The sequence below is a fragment of the Arthrobacter sp. CJ23 genome, from assembly GCF_024741795.1.
Classification (GTDB): domain Bacteria; phylum Actinomycetota; class Actinomycetes; order Actinomycetales; family Micrococcaceae; genus Arthrobacter.
Genome location: NZ_CP102950.1, coordinates 2011367 through 2030509 on the forward strand (window position 1 = coordinate 2011367; position 19143 = coordinate 2030509).

General features: G+C 64.1%; 21 protein-coding genes and 1 pseudogene. 11 read left to right on the plus strand and 11 right to left on the minus strand.

Annotated elements, in window-relative coordinates:
• The first annotated feature begins 22 nt into the window (after positions 1–22).
• Complete coding sequence (locus NVV90_RS08870) at positions 23–352, plus strand: ANTAR domain-containing protein (RefSeq protein ID WP_258440787.1); 330 nt, start codon at positions 23–25, stop codon at positions 350–352.
• Between the two features lie 163 nt (positions 353–515).
• On the opposite strand, the gene NVV90_RS08875 is transcribed toward NVV90_RS08870, so the two are convergent.
• The 8 genes from NVV90_RS08875 to NVV90_RS08910 all read right to left on the minus strand — a co-directional run bounded on the left by NVV90_RS08875 (position 516) and on the right by NVV90_RS08910 (position 9923).
• Positions 516–1766, minus strand: coding sequence for an IS256 family transposase (locus NVV90_RS08875; protein WP_258441117.1), 1251 nt, complete (start codon positions 1764–1766; stop codon positions 516–518).
• Positions 1767–2691: 925 nt separating this feature from the next.
• On the minus strand, positions 2692–4344 hold the full coding sequence (locus tag NVV90_RS08880) for a DapH/DapD/GlmU-related protein (protein ID WP_258440788.1): 1653 nt from the start codon (positions 4342–4344) through the stop codon (positions 2692–2694).
• A gap of 593 nt (positions 4345–4937) precedes the next feature.
• Positions 4938–5132, minus strand: coding sequence for a hypothetical protein (locus NVV90_RS08885; RefSeq protein ID WP_258440789.1), 195 nt, complete (start codon positions 5130–5132; stop codon positions 4938–4940).
• Between the two features lie 67 nt (positions 5133–5199).
• On the minus strand, positions 5200–5631 hold the full coding sequence (locus tag NVV90_RS08890; protein WP_258440790.1) for an IS3 family transposase: 432 nt from the start codon (positions 5629–5631) through the stop codon (positions 5200–5202).
• Positions 5580–5777 (minus strand): hypothetical protein, encoded by a 198-nt coding sequence (locus NVV90_RS08895; protein WP_258441266.1) that lies wholly within the window; start codon positions 5775–5777, stop codon positions 5580–5582. Before NVV90_RS08895 ends, NVV90_RS08890 begins: the two co-directional genes overlap by 52 nt.
• 56 nt (positions 5778–5833) lie before the next feature.
• Positions 5834–6337 carry an IS3 family transposase gene (locus tag NVV90_RS08900; protein ID WP_258440791.1) on the minus strand — a complete coding sequence of 168 codons (504 nt, stop codon included), beginning with the start codon at positions 6335–6337 and terminating at the stop codon, positions 5834–5836.
• Positions 6338–7004: 667 nt separating this feature from the next.
• Positions 7005–8483 carry a sialidase family protein gene (locus NVV90_RS08905; protein WP_258440792.1) on the minus strand — a complete coding sequence of 493 codons (1479 nt, stop codon included), beginning with the start codon at positions 8481–8483 and terminating at the stop codon, positions 7005–7007.
• Positions 8484–9290: 807 nt separating this feature from the next.
• The gene (locus NVV90_RS08910; RefSeq protein ID WP_258440793.1) at positions 9291–9923 is read right to left on the minus strand and encodes a CHAT domain-containing protein; all 633 of its coding nucleotides are present in this window, start codon (positions 9921–9923) and stop codon (positions 9291–9293) included.
• Between the two features lie 210 nt (positions 9924–10133).
• Here NVV90_RS08910 and NVV90_RS20965 point away from each other — a divergent pair.
• A pseudogene (locus tag NVV90_RS20965) lies at positions 10134–10313 on the plus strand (LysR family transcriptional regulator); the annotation flags it as partial.
• 41 nt (positions 10314–10354) lie between these two features.
• Here NVV90_RS20965 and NVV90_RS08915 read toward each other — a convergent pair.
• Positions 10355–11134, minus strand: a complete 780-nt coding sequence (locus tag NVV90_RS08915; RefSeq protein WP_258440794.1) for an isocitrate lyase/phosphoenolpyruvate mutase family protein — start codon at positions 11132–11134, stop codon at positions 10355–10357.
• A 536-nt stretch (positions 11135–11670) separates the two neighbouring features.
• On the opposite strand from NVV90_RS08915, the gene NVV90_RS08920 reads away from it, so the two are divergent.
• The 3 genes from NVV90_RS08920 to NVV90_RS08930 all read left to right on the plus strand — a co-directional run bounded on the left by NVV90_RS08920 (position 11671) and on the right by NVV90_RS08930 (position 13670).
• The gene (locus tag NVV90_RS08920) at positions 11671–11985 is read left to right on the plus strand and encodes an ATP-binding protein (protein WP_258440795.1); all 315 of its coding nucleotides are present in this window, start codon (positions 11671–11673) and stop codon (positions 11983–11985) included.
• 55 nt (positions 11986–12040) lie between these two features.
• Positions 12041–12670 carry a cysteine hydrolase family protein gene (locus tag NVV90_RS08925; RefSeq protein ID WP_258440796.1) on the plus strand — a complete coding sequence of 210 codons (630 nt, stop codon included), beginning with the start codon at positions 12041–12043 and terminating at the stop codon, positions 12668–12670.
• Between the two features lie 841 nt (positions 12671–13511).
• Complete coding sequence (locus NVV90_RS08930; protein ID WP_258440797.1) at positions 13512–13670, plus strand: hypothetical protein; 159 nt, start codon at positions 13512–13514, stop codon at positions 13668–13670.
• A 60-nt stretch (positions 13671–13730) separates the two neighbouring features.
• Here NVV90_RS08930 and NVV90_RS08935 read toward each other — a convergent pair whose 3' ends face one another.
• Positions 13731–13880, minus strand: coding sequence for a hypothetical protein (locus NVV90_RS08935; protein ID WP_258440798.1), 150 nt, complete (start codon positions 13878–13880; stop codon positions 13731–13733).
• Positions 13881–14534: 654 nt separating this feature from the next.
• On the opposite strand from NVV90_RS08935, the gene NVV90_RS08940 reads away from it, so the two are divergent.
• The 5 genes from NVV90_RS08940 to NVV90_RS08960 all read left to right on the plus strand — a co-directional run bounded on the left by NVV90_RS08940 (position 14535) and on the right by NVV90_RS08960 (position 17809).
• Positions 14535–14735, plus strand: a complete 201-nt coding sequence (locus NVV90_RS08940; RefSeq protein ID WP_258440799.1) for a hypothetical protein — start codon at positions 14535–14537, stop codon at positions 14733–14735.
• Complete coding sequence (locus tag NVV90_RS08945) at positions 14732–15055, plus strand: type II toxin-antitoxin system death-on-curing family toxin (RefSeq protein WP_258440800.1); 324 nt, start codon at positions 14732–14734, stop codon at positions 15053–15055. Before NVV90_RS08940 ends, NVV90_RS08945 begins: the two co-directional genes overlap by 4 nt.
• A 214-nt stretch (positions 15056–15269) precedes the next feature.
• Positions 15270–15635, plus strand: a complete 366-nt coding sequence (locus tag NVV90_RS08950; protein WP_396125392.1) for a recombinase family protein — start codon at positions 15270–15272, stop codon at positions 15633–15635.
• A gap of 453 nt (positions 15636–16088) precedes the next feature.
• On the plus strand, positions 16089–16349 hold the full coding sequence (locus NVV90_RS08955; protein ID WP_258441119.1) for an SHOCT domain-containing protein: 261 nt from the start codon (positions 16089–16091) through the stop codon (positions 16347–16349).
• On the plus strand, positions 16349–17809 hold the full coding sequence (locus NVV90_RS08960) for a multicopper oxidase family protein (protein WP_258440801.1): 1461 nt from the start codon (positions 16349–16351) through the stop codon (positions 17807–17809). Before NVV90_RS08955 ends, NVV90_RS08960 begins: the two co-directional genes overlap by 1 nt.
• 34 nt (positions 17810–17843) lie before the next feature.
• Here the strand turns inward: NVV90_RS08960 and NVV90_RS08965 are convergent, their stop codons facing one another.
• On the minus strand, positions 17844–18752 hold the full coding sequence (locus NVV90_RS08965) for a hypothetical protein (protein ID WP_258441267.1): 909 nt from the start codon (positions 18750–18752) through the stop codon (positions 17844–17846).
• Between NVV90_RS08965 and NVV90_RS08970 the strand changes: the two genes are divergently transcribed.
• A complete protein-coding gene (locus NVV90_RS08970) occupies positions 18702–19103 on the plus strand; it encodes an Hsp20/alpha crystallin family protein (protein WP_258440802.1) in 402 nt (133 codons plus the stop codon). The genes NVV90_RS08965 and NVV90_RS08970 overlap by 51 nt on opposite strands.
• Positions 19104–19143: the final 40 nt, after the last annotated feature.

Sequence of the window (19143 nt, forward strand, 5' to 3'; positions counted from 1 at the left end):
GCCAAGGCTGCCTTGAACAGCTATGCCCTTCACACGCGCGCCTTCTCCCGGAACATTGATCGAGGCCGCAGAAAGCTACGAGCATATCGCCTCCGGAGCTCTTCGTCTGTCTGTGAGAATCGCCCGGCTCAGTGAGTCCCGTCAGAACCTGATGGCCGCGATGGAGTCCAGGACCGTCATTGATCTCGCAGCCGGTGTGATCATGGCAGAGAACCGGTGCAGCCAGAATGATGCGCTCACCATCCTGAAAAACGCCTCAAACTACCGCAACATCAAACTGCGCGACCTCGCCGCATCAATCGTCGCTTCGATTTCCAACGATCACAAGGTCATCACCAGGTTCGAGGATTAGAACCGCAGCACAAGCGCATGCGCCGTCTGCAGCCTGCGCTAATGCGCGGATCTTTGCCTTGCGAGCTCACATCCTCAACCCAAGAGGCTCAAATCCAGGAGACCGCCCCAGCCGGCCCCTCGGGACTGTCCGATAAACGGTGTGTGGGTCCGGCCGGTTTTCATTAGTGAGTGGTTCTTTCGAACCGTCCGGCGAACGTTATGGCGAACGCGTTGAGTGCGGGCTTCCACCTCATGGTCCAGCGTGCTCTTCCGCCGCCCGTTGGATCAAGGGATCTGGTGACCAGATACAGGCATTTCAGGGCAGCGGCCTCGTTCGGAAAGTGCCCGCGGGCCCTCACAGCCCTGCGGTAGCGGGCGTTGATCGACTCGATCGCGTTCGTTGTGCAGATCACCCGCCTGATCTCCACGTCGTACTCCAGGAACGGCACGAATTCCGCCCAGGAGGACTCCCAGAGCCGCACGATTGCCGGATATCGCTGACCCCACTCGGCCGTGAACTCGGCGAACCGGTCCTTCGCCGCTTGCTCGGACGGGGCGGTGTAAACGGGTTTGAGTGCCTTCACGATGCCGTCGCGGTGCTGGCGTCCGGCGTAGCGGAAGCTGTTGCGGATCAGGTGCACGATGCATTGCTGCACGATCGTGCGTTCCCATGTGGTCGTGATCGCTTCCGGCAGGCCCTTGAGCCCGTCGCAGACAGCGATCAAAACATCTTCCACACCCCGGTTCTTCAGCTCGGAGAATACCTGCAGCCAGAACCGGGCACCCTCGCCACCGTCACCGGCCCAGATACCCAGAATGTCCCGTTCCCCGTTCGCGGTGACTCCCATGACGACATAGAACGGGGTATTGCGTACCTGCCCGTCACGGACCTTGACCACGATCGCGTCAACGAAGAGCACCGGATAAACCGGATCCAGCGGCCGGGCCGACCATTCAGCCAGTTCGGCGGCGACTTTCTCCGTGATGCGGCTGATGGTGTCTTTAGAGACCCTGGCCCCGTAAACCTCCTCGAAGTGCGCGGCAATTTCCCCGGTAGTCAGCCCACGTGCCGAGAGCGAGAGCACGACCTCGTCGATCCCGTCCAAACGCCGTCTCCGTTTCGGCACGATCACCGGCTCACATGACCCGTCCCGGTCCCGGGGCACCTCGATCTCAACCGGGCCGATCTCGGTCAGCACGGTCTTTGATCTCGTGCCGTTACGCATGTTCGCGGCGACCGGTTTCTGGCCATGCTCATGCCCGAGGTGCTCGGTCAGTTCCGCGTCCAGCGCGGCTTCCAGGACGTTCTTCGTGAGCTGGTTCAGCAGCCCGCCAGGGCCTACCAGGCTCACGCCCTGTTCCTTGGCCTGCGCGAGCAACCGCTCCGCAAGCTCCTTCTGATCGATGATCTCTCCCGTCACAGGATCGATCATCACCCCTGCCATCTCGGTCGTGGACTCAGACACGGCCGTCTCCTTTCGGATCAGGCCGGACCCCACACACCGTTATTCAGACAGTCCCGGCCCCTCGCGTCGATGCTTTGGCGGGGCATGGGGTCGAAACCGGGAGAGTAGCCTGCACGCCTTGCCCGGTGCCAGTTGTGTGTATCTGTGCCAGAACGTGCGGGTAGGTTCGTAGGTTGGTATCTACGAGGGCCTTGCGCGGTCGGCTGCCAAGCATTAATTCACCAGAAATCGGTCGCTCACGGACGTTAGGTTTGCCGCGGAATCTATATCAAGTCCGATCTGGCCCATTGATGTGAGGGCTGGAATTTGTGGGTGCCGACCACTAAGTAGGCCGCAGACCGCCGGCAGGGTTGTTGGCTTGTTGCGTTGAATGCGTCATCCGGGGCTGATGCTGCACGCGAATCTTCTCAGCAGACAGTGGCCTGTCGTCTGGGAGCGGTTGACTGGCCGAGGCTGTCGCAGCGTCGACTTTGGGTGTGCACAATGTGCACACTGTGGCGGTCGGACCGGGCGGGGCTTATGGGCCTCTGAGTGTGCACAAGCTGTTCACATGTGGGCCCCGGGGGCCTTTCTTGTTGGTGGCCGTTGCTGTGGCCGGGTGCCTATACCAGGGACGAGCAGTTGGAGTTGGGCGGCTCGACAATTTCGCGGCGTCTCGGACGGAGCTCACGAAACCCCTTCTGCCTCTTCTATCGGTTGCCGCCGTCGTTGCTACGTTTGGCCCGGGCTACCGCAAGTACAACAGGGCATGGCAGGGCTCTAAAGAGCTCTTCAACTTCTCGTCGAAGCTCATGGCGACGGACGAAATCCGGATGATTATGGCAGTTTGGTTGAGGACCAATGCGCGAGTGCCCATGGCCCGTGGCGGTTTTGGCTTCGAAGGCCGACGGCCCTAGAGCGTGGGCAGGCTGAAGGCAGGTTCGGGCCTGTGTACCCCGCGGGGCCGGTAGCCCAGCGCCTCTGCCTCGCCGAGCAGGTCGGCCAGGTACCAGATGATGGCCAGCCACATTTCGGTTCCCTGGAGGCTGGGCCGGCCCGCCGCACTGGTGGGGGAGAAGCTGAACGGCAGGCCGGCGCCAGGGATCCACTGCGCCATGGCAGCGTCGAGCTGCAGCCGTGCCCAGATCTGCACGTCCGCCTGCCGGTGGTTGGATTGTTTGCGTGCCAGCCAGAGTGGGTGGGCGACGTCAAGGACGTTGCAGGCGTTCGGCCTCCCTGAGGCGAAATAGCGGGGATCTGCGGCATGGCCCAGCACCGTGTCGATCAGCGCATCGGCGTGGGGGACGGGTACGCCGAACTGCGCGAACGTGCCGCGCGTCAACCGGTAGTACCCGTTGACCACCTTGAGCCTCATGTCGGTGGAGGGCTGCCCCCAGGTTCCCGTGGCAGTGGAGGCGCTCACCAGCAGCCAGCCAAAGAGCGTGTTCAGCGGTGTAGTGGCGGTGGAGACTCCCTGGGCGAGGTTCCAGTACGTGGCCGTCCCCCACGCATCAATCCACGCGCCTGAGGCCCAGGGTTCCTTGCGCCATGGCAGCGCCTCGACGGCTGCGGCGAGTTCCTCCGGTCCCATCGAGGCGACGGCGTGGATGGGATGCCGGAACCTGCTGCCGAGCAGATCGAGCGCGTAGCCCACCGAGAGGACATGGTAGGCCGCATCACCGGTTCCGAAATCCAACGGACCCCTGTCGGGCCGACCGTCGGAGGCGTACTGGCCCACGAGTCCACTCGCAGGATCCTGCAGCCCCTGCAAGCGATCGATGTGGGCGCTGAGGCTCAGCTGGGCCGGTGGGGCCCCCAGCAGCAGATCGGCGATCTCGATGGCGTCGCAATGCGCCCGCACCGTGGGTGCCGCGCCGGGCTGGTCGACGTACCGGCCGCCACTGGCGTCGGGATCCCAGGACCGGCCAAGAAGCATCGGGGCCTCGGCGCGGGCAGCGCCGGCAAAGTCCGCAAGGGTCTGGGCAAGCGTTTCCGCCCCGGCGCCGTCCTTCCGCCCGGTGTCTCTCCGGTCGCGAATGTGCCGGGCGGGGTTTCCACCGGCTATGGACCAATCCGGCACGTCGCGGGTCACGACCGCCCCAGCGGCGAGCACGGCGTGGGAGCCGATGGTCACGCCGTCGACGATAACGACATTGGACCCGATCCAGACGTCATCGCCAATCAGGATGCCCTTGCTCGTGTGGGGCTGCTTGTAGACCGGTTCCGACGGATCCATGGAGTGGTTGAAGCCAAGGATGGACGTGTGCGCCCCGATGCGTACCGCATTGCCAATGCTGACCTTTCCCCGGACCACCGTGAAGGCATTGACGGTGGTGTTGTCCCCCAGGTCCACGGTGTCAGTGATGTAGGCGTGGGCGGCGACATACGACCCCGAGCCGATGCTGAACCGAGTGGGGTCGATCATGGCCAGCGGCGAGAGGAAGACGTTGCTGCCGATGGTGACGCCGTCGAGCTGTTTCAAGGCATCCTGGTGCCCAAGCTGGCTCTCCCGCTCCTCCCCGCTTGCGCCAGGCCAGAACAGCCAGGGTGAGTAGTCGAACTTCATACGGGAACCATTGTTCACGGATTCTCCAGGGGTAGGGCAGTGGGTTGGGAAGCGCTTTCCGTGAATAGCTTTGTGTATCCGGCGGGCATCGTCAACCCCGCGGCGGGCAGAACCTCCGCGGTGTCCGGGGGAGCCTCCCCCTGAGCGAGCGAGATCAACAGCGGATGGAAGGGGAGGGGTGGTGTAGGTGGATGCTTGATTCGTACTCGAATGTCGTGCTCCGGTGGAATCAGGGCTCGGCGTTGCTGCCGCAAGGCAAAAGAAGGGGGTGTGCACAATGTGCACACCTTGGCCCTCGGACTCGGCCGTACTGCTGCCAGACTGGGCCGGATTCCGCATGTTTCGGCGGGATCTCAGTGTTTGCAAGGCCTGGAGTCCGGTTCGAGTCCCACCTCGGGCACAGTGTTTCCCAGCTCAGGGGCCTGTTGGCCGCTGAGTGTGCACAAAATGTTTACGGATGGGCCCCTTCGGGGGCCTTTTTCGTTTGTCAGAGTGCCTCGCCTTCTTGGGTGGTTGTGGTTCTGGGGTCTTGCTTCTCCACGGTGGGGCGGTCGCCGGACTACATGATCTTGCTTAACCTGTGGCGCGAAGGCTTACCCCGCTGCCCCGTAGTGATCGAGGAATTCCTCGGCTTCCGTGTCGCTCGTCGCGGTCCCCGTGATGGGCCAACTGGCCGACGCAGCCTGGGCGGTGGAGGCCGAGGACTCAGGTCCCCGGACGTGGGTCACCAACAGGAGGCCGGCTTCGATCCGAAAGTCATCTGCTCCTCCGAGGACGTCTCCGTCCACCTGCGTTTCGTCGAAGCCGGGCTCGCCGTTGTCGTCCTCGCCGGCCTGGCCTTCGTGGGGGCTGCCCTCACCGTGCGCCGCTTTCCCACAGCACCGAGCATGCAGAACCGGAAGGTGCTTCTGGCAACGAGGGAAGCCTCCGGCAAAAGACCGACCGTTGTCGCCGTTTCCCGCGCACTTCAGCGCGCCGCCTGGATAATCCCGGCCAGCCGTCTTCGCATCGCCCGAAACCAAGGGCAAAGATTTGGCATGAGGTGGGTCGGGGCTCAGGGCAAGAGACGCCGCTCACGACTCGGGCCTTGGCGGCCGAATGTGGGCAAATGTTCAGGAAGTTGGACTGGCCAAGTAAGATCCTAGGCCGCGAGGGCCTGGGCCCGGTATTGCACCGGCTCAGGCCCTCGAGCTTTGTCGAGATCCGTTCGGTGTTGTACCAGCGGATGTACTCGTTCAACTGTGCGGCCAGCGCGTCGGTGCTGATGTACCGGACGCGGTGGAACATTTCCTCTTTGGGTGGCCGAAGAAGTTCTCCGTCACCGCGTTGTCGTAGCAGTTGCCCTTGCGGGACATCGATTGGACCGCGCCGGCGCCCTTGAGAAGGGTGCGCCAGGAGGCGTGCCGGTACTGGAAGCCCTGGTCTGAATGCACGAGCGGCTGCTGGCCGGGCTTGAGCGCCACCAGGGCCTCGCGCAGTGAGGTGTTGGTCAGCTCCAGGTTCGGGACGAACCGATGGTGTAGGAGATGATCTGCCGGTCGAAGAGGTCCATGACCGGTAAGAGATGGAGCTTCCGGTCCCCGACGCTGAACTCGGTCACGTCCGTCACCCACTTCTGGTTCGGGGCATCGGCGTCGAACTCCCGGTTCAGCAGGTTCGGCGCAGCCGTGCCCTGTTCGCCTTGGTCGGAGTTGTAGCGTTTCTTCCGCCGGACCCTGCAGACCAGCCCGAGTGAGCGCATCAGCTTCACCACGGTTTTCTTCGCGATCCTCCAGCCGTGTTTGAGCAGTTCGGTGTGGATGCGGCGGTGCCCGTACCGGCCGTGGTTCTTCTCGAAGATCTCCGTGATGGCGGCCTTGAGTGTCTCGTGCGGATCGGGGGCTTGCAGGCGGGTCTGGTGGTAGAAGAATGTCGACCGGGCAAGACCTGAGACCTGCAGCAGAACGGGCAGGGGGAAGTCAGCCTTGAGGGCGATGAGGGCCTGGACCTTCACCGTTGGTTTTGTGCCCTCAAGGCACGTAATTTTCCCAGATAGGCCACCTCGGCGCGCAACCGTTCGTTTTCCCGGCGCAACCGCTCCAGCTCGGGCAGCTCCGTCGGCGGCGGGGAATCGGGCTTCCGGGGCCGGCCTTTGGGCTTCGGGCGCAAGGCGTCAGCGCCCTCGCGACGATACGCACGCACCCACGTCTCAGCAACACAGCAGAGGAGAGGTCAGCCTCGGCGGCGAGATCCGGGGCGGTCTCGCCTGCAAGGAACCGTTCGACCAACGCGAGCTTGAAGTCGAAAGAGTATGACTGTTTTTGTCGGCTTGGTCACCAGCGCTCCTTGACCACGAATCCTCCACCGCCGATACAGCCTCTTGACCGGCCAACGGGACACGCCCAGCAGCCTGGCCGTCGCCGTATCTGCAAGGCCTTTCTCAAACAACGCTACAGCGGCCTCGCGCTGGACCTCTGCCAATGAACTACTTGAACGCAAAACTGCTCCCCGGGAGTCAGAACTGAATTTCTCAGTCCAACTTCCGGGGAGCAGTTCACCTTGTCCGGGCACCTCGCTTTTCCTGGGCTGGACGGGGTGGGTGGCTCGTCACCACGGCCTAAGGACCTGGCTTCCGGATGTGGCCTGTCGGCATTCACCTACCGGGCTGCCGAGCGGTTCGCCTACGGCGTGATGATCGTGAACACGGCGTCGGTCCGGTTGGACGTGTTCGCGTCGTTGGCCCGTACGGACAGCGAGGCGAACGACGAGCCGATGGAGGCCAGACCGACGTAGTCGCCCACGAAGAACCCACGGGCCACGGGCGCCGTCATCATGTCGAACGGGCCATACACGTGCGTCTCATCCGCGAATGCAGGAGTGCCCACTGGCGAGGAGGTAAACCAGTAGTCCGTGGGCAGCGTGCTCGAGTTCCCGACGCTGAGGTTCCGGAAGTCGTAGTACGTGATGCCGACCTTTCCGCCGGCGACGCGGACGCTCGGCGTGAAGGCGGGGACGCCCTGCGGCGTATTGGCCCGCGCCGGCGCGCTCCAGGTCATGCCTCCGTCAGTCGACGTCGAGATCGCGACCTCATCGTAGTGCCCGCCGTTGAACCGTGAATCCTGCCACACGACGTACAGTTGCCCGGTGGCCGGGTCGACGGCTGGTTCTGGGATGATGTCCCCGGTCCTGACGGGCGCCCCCGTGTTGGGGTTTGTGACGCCCACGGTATTGAGCTTCGCGATGACCTGCGGGGCCGTCCAGTTGGCGCCCCCGTCCGTGGACTTGGTGAACGCCACGTTGAGCCCATGCAGTTTGTCGACACCGTTCTTGCCCGTGCCCAGGATGAGGTCGAAGAAGTTGTAGAGCGTGCCGTCAGGCCCGACGACGATCTGGTTGCCGATGGTCTGCTGCCTGTTGCCAGTGGGCACGATGACCGTCGGCGAGCTCCACGTGGCGCCCGAGTCGGTCGTCTTGGAGAAGAACGTCGGTCCCGCGAAGGCGGCCGCGTGGGCCGCGGCCCTCGGGTTGTCGGTCGGTGAGACGAGGCGGTCCCATACCGCGTAGGCCGTGCCCGGGATTATTGGGTCAGCAGTGACGGACTCCTTGTCGTTGAAGAACTGCGGAGAGCCGAGGTCTTCGATCAGGGTCTTCGGCGCAGTCCATGTTGCTCCGCCGTCATGCGAGGCCGAGGCGAGAACGGCATTGTCGTTGCCGACACCTTGGAAGGAGAGGGATACAGAGTAGGCCGTGCCGTCCGGACCTATCGAGACCCACGGATCCGAGGCGCGGTCGTAGCGGGAAGGTCCTCCCGGTGCGCAGGCCGAGAATGGCTGGGCTACCGTATTCCACGTGGCGCCTGCGTCCCTCGAGTAACCGACCACGAGGCCACGCGCGCCGCCGTCGGACCAGCGGTCCTGTTGCCACGCGCCGATGATGTTGTTGGAGTTGCTCGGGTTGACGGCGACCCACGGCTCCACCTCGGCGTTCGGGTAGTTCACGGCACCGGGTGCGGAGCCCAGCGTGCAGGCCGAGAACGGACTGGCCCCGCTCGCGACGGCTAGGGGGCTGGTCGTGGCGGCGGAGGCTCCGGACATGTTGAGCATGAGCGCGGCCGGCAGCATGGTGAGCAGTGCGGCTCGGCGCAGGTGTTTGGCGATCATTGGTTTCTCCTACAAGGGTGGGGTGCTGGGGGTACGACATCGGTCGAGGGCCGCTACGGGCCTGTGCGCTCCGGGAAAGTCCAGCTCACGAGGTCACCAAGCGGCTCGGCCTCGAAGGCGGAGGGCCGTCCTCGGCGACCCCGCGGCTCGCGCTGAACGGCTCGAAGACCCTCGCGGTTCGAGCACGCGTCGGTGATGCCCGCGCCAAAGGCCTGGCGGCCTCGAGCTGGGCCGCCAGGGCCATGAGCCGGGCGTCGTCGTCCGCCCGGCCGAGGAACGCGACCCCCGCGACCGGCGCGCTGGCCGCGGGAGGGCGGCGTCGTGCGCGTGTCCAGCCCCCGGCGGCCCGCCAGGCACAGCCTCCCTCACCAGAGCATTGAGCTCGGGTAGCCTTGAGTTCCGCGGGGCTCGCCTTCTGTGCCCGGATCAGATCGGCTTGCGGGAGGCCGTCGAGCCAGCGGAGCTGCTCGTTCATGCGCTCAGAGAAACACAAGCTGGGCTACCGCGCAAGGGCCTGACAAGACTCACCTAAAGTGCGCGCGAAATGGGGGTGCAAGCCTCAATAAATGCCCCGCGAAATACCGGTCGCTGTCCGGGTGCTGCGATGAGTTTCGCAAATGCGTCTACCAAGACCCCGACGGCGAGCGCGAACGGGCTCACGTACAGCGAAGTGATTCTGGACGAGAGTTTTGTGGTGGGGAGGGCCCGGTGTGGTGGGGCCGCACCCAACCTCACCACCCACAGCCGATCGCCAGCCCCGGCCTCGCTGAGTGAGCTGCCGCCCGGCGTGTTGGGCCGGATGCACCGTTAGATCCACAATCCCGCCTGACGGTGCCGAAAGCAGCGGTGGAACGGAATCAATGGCATAGGGACATAGAGATGGGCTGTGCTCGTAGCCGTGTCCGATATGGCACGCGGCTGCGGGGAGGATGCGTCCTTGCGTGGTGGGTTTCGGGCCGGTGTAGGGGCCCAGTGGCTGGGGCGGTGGCGGTAGAGAGAGCGGAGGTCACGGGTGGCGTGATGCAAGGCGGTGGCGACCCCGGGGGCGTTCGGGAACGTCATTGTGTAGGTGGTGTAGAACTTTTCGGTGAGCCAGGCGGTGTCATTGTCGTTGATGGGCCACAGGGAGGCGATGACGTCGCGGTAGCCGGCCAGCTGGCAGGCGGTCGCCAGGTGGATGGGCTCTTCGGGCAAGGCGGCGCCGGTGCGGGCGGTGGTGCAGGCGGACAGGAACGCCAGCTCCGCCTCGTGCAGGTGGGTCGCCGTGAGGTCCAGCACGGTCAGCGGACGGGTCTGGTAGTTGTCCAGCAGCAGGTGGCTGGCCGAGGGGTTGGTCACGTCGCTTTCGCCGTGGCAGGAGAAGTGCACCAAAGGGTGGCTGGGCAGGACTGCGAGGACGGTGTCGTAGGTGGCGGGGTCGGTGCCGGGGAGACCAAACACTGTCTCCTTCCGGCATACAGGTTGCGCAGGGTGTCGGCTTCGTGGGTGGTGCCGGGCAGATCGGGTTGATCCGGGGTGTGGGACATGGCAACCACCAGCATCCAAGAGGGTCATCATCCAGAGCGCGAAATGGTTGTGGGGAACCCGCAGCTCCAAGGCCCGTTGAAAGAGCCCAACGACCACCCGGTGAAGGGTTGGCATCGTGGGCCCCTGGCACTAACGGGCGTCGTCCGAGACCAGATGGACATCCTGGACGTCCCGGGTTTGGGGACACGACACATCGCCCTGCGAAGGTTCGACAGGCGAAGGCCCACTTCCCTTCCAGTGGACACGGATGCCCGTCTCTTGCGCGAGTGGGCGGCTGCCTTCGACACGCGATCCGGCTCCTGACCGGTCCCGCCTTTGATGCCAGCGGGACCGGTTTCTTTGGTTTAGTTCAGAGCCGGAGTGTCCGTAGGGATGACGCCGGAACCGTACAGATCGGCGGCGAGATCCTGGAGGGCGCGCAAGGCGACCCGCTGGGTAAACGGGCCGTAGGAAACACGCGCAACGCCGAGTTCCTGGAGCTCGGTTGCGGGAAGCGCTCCGGGGGCGCCGATCACAGACAATTTGCCGTGTCCGAGGCCTGCGACGAGCGGCTCGATAACGTCGCGTGTCAGGGCGCCAGGGACGAATACCAACGCTGCTCCTGCATCCAGGAAGGCGCGACCACGGGCAATGGCGTCCTCAATGCTGTCCTTGATCGGGCGGTCGCCGCCCTTCGCAATGGCGTCGGTGCGTGCGTTCAGCTGGAACGCGATGCCCTCGCCGTTGGCGGCGTCGACGATCGCCTTCACTCGGGCGACGGCTTCATCGAAAGGACGCAAGCGGTCTTCGACGTTGGCGCCCACGACGCCGATGCCAATCGCCCGGCGGATGGTTTCGGCTGGGTCTTCATAGCCGTCGTCGAGGTCTGCGGTGACCGGAAGTTCAACCGCGTTGACGATCCTCTTCACGCCATCCAGCGCGACATCCAGGGGCATGGTTCCATCGGCGTAGCCATACGCGGCCGCAATCGAGTGCCCGGCGGTGGCAATGGCTTTCGTCTCAGGAAGGGCTGCAACGGTCGAGGCGCTGATGGCGTCCCACACGTTGACCACACTCAGGATTTCCGGTGCCTCATGCAGAGCCTTCAATTTCTCTGCCCAGGCCTGGATATTTGATTCGGTCATGGTCGTCCTCCGTCGTCATGGTTGGGATCACTCGCCAAAGTCAGCCTAGACGTAAGGCGCCCTTCCATGACAAAGCGGGTGGGAAAACGTAAAGGGGCGGCTCAGAAGTAAACCGGGATGTGCAACCCTCTGTGTGCCGGAACCCGGCTTCAAGCCCCAATCAGTCGAGCGCTCAGGATAGATGTCTGATTTGCCAATGAACAGCTGGACGAGGTGCTCCGCCCCGGACTTCCTCCAGTTATGGCATGTCAAGGTGGGTTTTGTAGGCGGAGCATTTGTTGGTGTTCCAGCCGGCGATGATGCCGGCGCCGAGCATGTGGTGGTCGGTGTCGAGGGCGAGTTGTAAGGGTATAGGGATAGGTCTGTAGCATCAGCCACCGTCAGCCGCGCGGCGCCATCGGCCTCCTCCTCGCCTGTGGGTGCAAGAGTTGCACGAATGGCACACATGGCTCTGGGCCCGGCTATTGCTCGGACATCGCAAGCTATCGAGTTGGTGCTCGAACAGGACGAGATGTGTTCGCAGCGGGAGAAGCATCGTGAAGCTCAGCAGGATCAAGTTTGAGAACTACCGGCGACTCATGGACTCTGAGATAGAGGTCCGAGATAATCTCGTTGTCGTTGGTGCGAACGATGTCGGTAAGTCTTCACTACTCCGTGCTTTGGATTTGGTGCTCGGAGCCAGGACCGCCCAGTTATTTCGAGGAACTCGATCGATGATTTCCGGTGTTGATGAGGTGATGCTCGTCGTCGGCGGCCACTCGACAATCCTCGACCAGCGCAGGATCGCCCTGATCGCCGATCACTACGCATTGCCATACCTAGGGGCACCGCCTTCGGCCGCCGCGCGGTAGCACCCGTATCAACATGCGACACGTTCACGACCAGCCCCATTCAAGGAGAACCCCCATGACCGCACCGCACCGAGCCCTGATCGTCATCGACGCCCAACAGGAATACTTCGAGGGACTGCTCCCGATTCAATATCCGGCCCGCGATGACTCCATCGCCAGCATCCAGATCGCGATCAACACCGCCCAGCAAGCCGGAGTGCCGGTGGTGCTCGTCCAGCACGAAGAGTCGGCAGAAGCCCCGGTGTTCGCATCCGGATCGGCGACGTGGCTGAACCACCCCGAAGTGGCCGCCCACGAGAACGCGGCAGCAAAGCGCATCAGCAAGCAGTTCTCCAGCATCTTCGCAGACACCGACCTCGAAGCCTGGTTGCGTGAACAAGACATAGACACGATCACTCTCGTTGGGTACATGACAAACAACTGCGTGATCGCCTCCGCCGCGGCCGCCGAGCCTCTCGGCTTCGCCGTCGAAGTCCTCTCAGACGCGACCGGAGCAATCGACCTCTCCAACGACGCCGGCAGCGCGCCAGCACGCCAGGTCCATCAGACTCTGATGGCGCTGCTGCACTCGAACTGGGCCGCCGTCACCGACACCGAGACCTGGACCGCAGCACTGGTTACGGGTGCGCCGTTGACCACGAGCGACCTCATCACCTCCGCCGCACAAGGCCGCAGCATCCGGTAGCAAGTAAGCCCCCGACAGAGCGATCATCCTCCAAAGCCACAACCATCCAAACGGGGATCAGTTCTTCTGGAGGCCAACGGGGAGCCTGTCATCGCCATGAACTGGCCCTTCCCGGCCTACCGGGAGCTGAATGCGGGCGACGCCGGGCCTGATGATACTGGCAAGCCTTGGGTATTCAAGTGGGAAGACAGGGTCTTTGACGCATCAACCCGTCGCGGTGTAGCCCAATGGCGTGGGCAGTCACCATTTTCGTGGGCGATGCTCGGGTGCTATTTGGCTGTGACAGGACGAAATGATGGAAACAGAGGACGGCTTGTTGGTGGACCGGCTGAGGTTGCGCACACATGGACGCACGCCGCGTGGGCGCAGTCACTGACCAGCAGCGGTGAGTCGCTGGACTGGCTGTTGGAACGGCACCGGACGGGGAACTACCCGACAGGCCTCGACGCGGGCGGATGTCTACGAAGCGCCGGTGCACACCCGCAGCCACAACGCACCAGGGAATACTTGCTCGGCTGTGGCTGACCCTTCGGTGGATCTGCCGGGATTAGTTCCGCCCCCGGAAGTACTCAATTGGTGGCTCATCCAACTTGGAGCAGGAGCCTTGGCAGGCTCATCCTGGGTCCTCGTGACGTTGCCGGCCGAACTGATTGTCGAGCACCCCGCCATCTTGGGCGAAGAGGGCACGCAGACTGAGCTCTTCGGACGCTCCTACCTCGATTACGCGGAAAGGGTTCTGCGCTACCTAGGATCCCCTTCCGGGCACAGACTTGGCTAGATTGGGGAATGGAAACTCTGCACTAAACGCATATAAATGACGTGGATTAGTGGATTACAGGGCATGGCCATAGAGCCGACGCAGGAGGCAGGCGATGTCGAGGGTGTGGTTGTCGCGTTCGGCGGCTATCTTCATGGCCAGGAGCGTTTCGGTGTCTGCCGCGTGGATGGTGAGTCCGTCGAAGTGTTCGAGTTCGAACCAGGTGGCCTGGTCCGGGACTAAGGCTGCGGGGTTGGCAATGAGCCGGTCCGGCGCGGGGGTCGTAGTCCGCGGCCATGCCAGTCACGAGGGCGTCCACGGACGCTTTGTCGGTGTAGTGGCGTCGATGCCGGCGGTGGGGCGGTTGCGGACTCCTTGAAGGATGAGCGCAGCACCGCCGACGAGTTTGACGTCGCCGCGGACGCGGCGGGCATGGCCGTTCGTGTCGGTCATGTCCTGCGCTGTCGAATGCAAAATCAAAGGCGAGAGAGGTCAACAGCTGATGGAAGTGGGGGAGTTATGTGCATGGGTCCTGGATACGTGCCTGAGAATGATGACCTGATGAAGTCAGCACTGGCATGTCCTTTCTGGCTTGGTGCCGGCCAACGGCGCGTAGCTCAGGCATTTCCGGTGTGTACCGTTGCCGTAGGAGAGCGCAAAAAACAAGTGTGGACAATGTCCACACTTTTCGCTTCGGACTGGCTCTTACTGTCCCCGGACTGGCCCGGATTCCGCATGTTTCCGGGACTTCCCCGTATTTCCAAGGCCTAGAATCGCCTTCGATTCCCACCTCGGGCACAGTGTTTCCCTGTTCAGGGGCTTGTGGGCCTCTGAGTGTGAACAAGCTGTTCACATATGGGCCCCTCGGGGGCCTTTCTTGTTGGTGGCCGGTGCTGTGGCCGGGTGCCTCTCCTTCTTTCGGCGGGCGACGCCCTTGGCTTGCTACTTCTTCATGGCCTTCCCGGGCCCAGACGACGTGACGTTCCAGCAGGCCCGTGATTGGGCTGGCGGAACGTGAACTTCTCAATGACGTCATTCGTTCCCGGGTGGGATGGGCCGTGACTGACGGTGGGAGTTGGTACTAGTTCCGTGCCATGGGGTATGGCCATGAATCTGCGTGTTCCCGAAGAGCTTGACCGCCGGCTTGATGGGCTTGCTGCCGAGGGACACACCTCCAAGTCGGCGTTGCTCCTCCAGGGTGCCGAGCTGGTCCTGCAGCGCCACTCGCGCCGGCGTGAGATCAGTGCGGGGTTGGACTTCGTCATGGGCCATGACGCTGATCTATTGACGCGGCTTGAGGATGCGTGACCGCGTACCTCGACATTGAGGACGCGCTGCAGGTGATCGACCGGTACGGGTTCCACATCCGTGACGTCGGTCTGCTCGCCTCGGCCCTGGCCCGACCCGCCACAACGGTCATGGGCGCTGAAGCCTATCCTGAATTGGCTATGAAGGCGGCCGCGTTGCTGGAGTCCGTGGCCCGTTTCCATCCGCTCATTGACGGCATAAGCGCACCGCCTGGACGCACATGGTCCTTCTGTTGTGGATCAGCGGCCTCCGGCACGACTTCATTACGGACGAGGCTTTCAATCTCGTCGTGGGCGTGGCTTCCGGCAGCACGGACCTGAAGGAGTGTGCCACCTCTATTTACAAACCCTGGTCCCACCGTAGGGATTCCGGGTGCCTGCGGCGTCAAAATAGGACTCGCGGAAGCACCGCGCATGAGTTTGTACAAGCGGGGGGACACCTTGGTGGTTCCGTCCCTGGACCGCTCTCAAGGTCGCTCCAGGGGCTCGTCACCACAGTTGCCAGCTCAGGCACCGAGTCGCAGGCTTCACACCCCTGCACGAAAATCTTGACACCACCACCCCGGGCGGCAGACTGGTCTTCCACGTCTTTGCCGCTCTGGCCGAATTCATCCGAGACCTGGTCGTGGCAGGGACCCGCGAAGGCCTGGCCGCTGCGGGCCCGCGTCCGCGTCGGAGGCTGGCCCAGCGTTGTCACGCCCGACATCATCCGCGCTGCCAGGGACATGCTGACCAACCCCAAGGCCAGCATCACCTCGATCGCCAAGCTGTTGCGTATCATTCCCGGAATCCTCTACAACCGCATCCCCGACGTGAAAGATCTCCGGACGAGCCGGCACCCAGAGCTTGCCCGCACCGCTGGTCCAGATTCTGGGCATTCCCAAGGGCAGACTGGAGCTGAGCCACATGGCGTGGCCGGGCGACGGTCTTCGATGAGTCCAAATCGAAGATCTATTACGTGGCAGCATCTCTGATCGCACCTTCCGACGTCGCTGGCGCGAGGCGAGCGGTCGCAGCCCTGTGCCGATCAGGACAACGCCGGCTGCACTTCGAAAGCGAAAGCGACAGTTCCAGGAACGCCTTTCCAAATGGCGCCATCCAGACCGGGCTCAGTACCAGGCTCTACGTCGCCAGGAACATGCCGGACAAGCCAGCCGGGCCCCGGGTATGCCCTCGACGAGTGGGGTGTCTCCTGGATGTGGGTTTTACTCGCTGAAGCAGCAGTTTGTACCTGCATCACTGTGTTGGACCTGGCATCGGGTCTGCGTTTGGCGTAGGTCCTTGGACTCTACCGGCCTGTCCGGCCCCCTTGTCACAATCGGAGGAACGGCTGGTGAGGTGGAAGGTGCCGGTGATGATGTGGGGTTACGGGATGGACATGGGCTGGATGTGGCTTTGGGGCCTTTTCGCGCTCATTGGGATCGCGTTACTGGTGGTCCTCGCGGTCCGGTTGTTCAGCGGAGGTGGATATGGCGCCGGAGGCCCTCAGGGACCGGGCGGCCAGCCTCCGTTCAGAAGCGGGGCGCGGCAGATCCTCGATGAACGCTTCGCGAAGGGAGAGCTGACCGCGGAGGAGTACCGCGAACGGCTCAGGGTGCTCGGTGAGGGTCCCTAGTGCAGCCCGTCAGTCGTCGCACGGCGCTGCTCCTGGGCGGCTTGGGCCTGGCCGGCATGGCCGCGGGCGGGACGGGGCTCTTCTTGACGCTGACATCCCGGCCGACCCTCGCCGTCGGAGACGAACTGACCCAGCCATCCATTCTGCAGAGCTCGGATGGCCGGCTGGAGGTCCGGCTTGAGGCCGGGCCAGGCAGGGTTAAGCTTGCAGGGCAGCCGGCGTCAGCCCTTGCGTACAACGGGGAAATTCCTGGTCCGACGCTTCGAGTCCGCCCTGGCGACGTCTTGAAAGTCAGCCTCGTCAACAACCTCGGCGGGCCGACAAACCTGCACATGCACGGGCTGCATGTCTCTCCCCAGGGCAACGGCGACAATGTCTTCGTCAGGGTCGGCCCCGGGTCCACCTTCGACTACGAGTACAGGCTTCCTGCCGACCACCCGCCGGGCGTGTACTGGTACCACCCCCACCGTCACGGCCTGGTCGCGGATCAGATTTTCGCCGGCCTCTTCGGGGCGATCATCGTAGAGGATCCCGCGGCCATTGAGGTGAGCCGGGAACGGGTCCTGGTGGTTTCCGATACCACCCTGGACGCGCTGGGCGACATCCAGCCGACTTCGGGGATGGACCGGATGGCCGGCCGCCAAGGCCAACTCCTCCTGGTCAACGGCCAGCTCAACCCCCGGCTGGAGGCCCGTCCTGGGGAGCGCGAACGGTGGCGGATCATCAACGCGTGCGTGACCCGCTATCTCCGCCTGGGCCTTGACGGCCAACACCTTGAGCTCCTGGGTATGGACTCGGGCCGCCTTCGACAGCGGCTCGAGGTGAAGGAACTGCTGCTGACGCCGGGCAACCGGGCGGACCTGCTGGTCAATACGGCCACCGGCGACTCTGTTCTGCGCACGACATACTACGACAGGGGTGCCATGCCGGGAATGATGGGCCGGGGCGGAGCCGGGGCGGTGCGCACGGAGGACCGGAACGGCGCCCCTTTGGTGACACTGCGTGTGGTTGGCGATTCGGGTAGACCTTTGCCGTCCTTGGCTGCGGGGGCCGCGCCTGTGGATCTGAGGTCCTCCGCCGTGGCAGCCCGCCGGCAGCTGACTCTGGGAATCGGGACCGGCATGGCCATGGGCATGATGGGTTTCACCATCGACGGCAGGCAGTTCAACGACGCCAGGACGGACACAATTGTTGCGGCGGGCAGCGTCGAGGAGTGGACACTGGTCAACACCAGCCCCATGGACCACCCCTTCCACCTACATGTCTGGCCGATGCAGATCATCGAGGAAAACGGTCAGGCCGTCGACTCCGTGCGCCGGCAGGACGTGGTGAACCTGCCGGCGAACGGGCGGGTGAAGGTCCGGGTGGCTTTCGATGACTTCACGGGCCGTTCCGTGTACCACTGCCACATCCTTGATCACGAGGACCTGGGAATGATGGGCGTCATCGAAGTCCGGTAAGAAGCCGCCCGCCGGCGTCTCCGGGCTCGGGCACTCAGCCTTTAGGCGTGCGGGGCAACCCGCGCACGAACGGGGCCTTTCCCAGCGCGGTCCGTTCAACGTGCTCCACCACCTGCACGTCCACCGGCGTCTGAACAACGCCGGCTGTGGTCAGTGCCTCGGTCGCTGCGGCGCGGACACCGTCCGTGGAGGCACCGGCCGCCAGACCAGCCAGGAGGACCCGCAGCCAGGTGGGTTCCCGGATGACCTGCCACCCCCACTGAGCGGCAAAGTCGAGCACATCGTGGAACACGTTCGGGTGGATGCTGACCCTGCCTTCCTGGCCGGGCAGTTGAAGGATGTCGTCGATCCGCCGTTCAGTGTCCTCCAGCAGGGTGAACGAACGCCCGCAGGGGCAGCCCCGTCCGCCCAGCCTCACCGTGTCGGACATGTCATAGCGGATCAGCGGCAGGGTCCGCGAAAACAGCACGGTGACGAAGAGCTTGGAGCCGGTTGTTCCCGGCGGCACGGGGAGGCCGGCCTGATCCACCGGTTCGATGATGAGCAGGTCCTCGTAGACATGGCGGTTCCGGTAGGTGCAGGGCGAGGCGATCCCGGCGGTTTCGGTGGCCGCGTACACGTCGAATGGGGCTGTCCCCCATGCGGCTTCCAGTTCCGCGGCCACCTGTGGGCTGAGCACTTCGGATGCGGACATCACCCCTTGGGGTGAGATGTGCAGTCGGCCGGCGCGTTGCTCGGCGGCCAGGGGCTTCAGTGCCGAGGCGTAGCCGACCAGCACCCTCGGCCGGAAACGGTTCAGGGCAGCGACCGTCTCGTCCATGGGGGCTGTGACGTCCAGGCGGAGGGTGGGGACGAGTCCGGATCGGAGGGATGCGCCGACCACGGCGGACTGGTGCGTGGGAACGCGGGAGCTCACCAGGGCCATCTTCAGGGGCCGGGTCACGCCTGCGGGGATTCCGGCCCAGTCATTGGTGCGGGCGTAGGAGGCCAGGACGGTGGCCCATTCGGCGCGGTTCCAGGCGAAGGTTCCGCGTCGGCCGGTCGTGCCTGCGGTCGCGGCCGCCCACCAGCGATCCGTGCCGAGCGCAGGGAGACGAGCGAACAGAAGGAGGAGGGCAGCTACCCCTCGGAATTCCGTTATGGATCCATGTTCCGGAGCATCCTGCTGCCCCAGGGCGTGAAAGTGGAAGACATCAGCGCCAGCTTCAAGGACGGCGTCCTTGAAGTGAGAGCGCCCATGCCGGAAGGCGGAACTGAAGCGGCAAAGCAGAAAATCCAGATATCCCGCAGCTAAGGTGCGGGGATTGGACGCATCCCGTCCAATGCCGGGGAGC

Coding starts and splice junctions, on each gene's coding strand:
- NVV90_RS08870 (WP_258440787.1), top strand. CDS start 23: ATGCCCTTCACACGCGCGCCTTCTCCCGGAACATTGATCGAGGCCGCA.
- NVV90_RS08875 (WP_258441117.1), bottom strand. CDS start 1,766: ATGATCGATCCTGTGACGGGAGAGATCATCGATCAGAAGGAGCTTGCG.
- NVV90_RS08880 (WP_258440788.1), bottom strand. CDS start 4,344: ATGAAGTTCGACTACTCACCCTGGCTGTTCTGGCCTGGCGCAAGCGGG.
- NVV90_RS08890 (WP_258440790.1), bottom strand. CDS start 5,631: ATGTTCCACCGCGTCCGGTACATCAGCACCGACGCGCTGGCCGCACAG.
- NVV90_RS08905 (WP_258440792.1), bottom strand. CDS start 8,483: ATGATCGCCAAACACCTGCGCCGAGCCGCACTGCTCACCATGCTGCCG.
- NVV90_RS08915 (WP_258440794.1), bottom strand. CDS start 11,134: ATGACCGAATCAAATATCCAGGCCTGGGCAGAGAAATTGAAGGCTCTG.
- NVV90_RS08925 (WP_258440796.1), top strand. CDS start 12,041: ATGACCGCACCGCACCGAGCCCTGATCGTCATCGACGCCCAACAGGAA.
- NVV90_RS08930 (WP_258440797.1), top strand. CDS start 13,512: ATGGCCATAGAGCCGACGCAGGAGGCAGGCGATGTCGAGGGTGTGGTT.
- NVV90_RS08935 (WP_258440798.1), bottom strand. CDS start 13,880: ATGACCGACACGAACGGCCATGCCCGCCGCGTCCGCGGCGACGTCAAA.
- NVV90_RS08940 (WP_258440799.1), top strand. CDS start 14,535: ATGAATCTGCGTGTTCCCGAAGAGCTTGACCGCCGGCTTGATGGGCTT.
- NVV90_RS08955 (WP_258441119.1), top strand. CDS start 16,089: ATGATGTGGGGTTACGGGATGGACATGGGCTGGATGTGGCTTTGGGGC.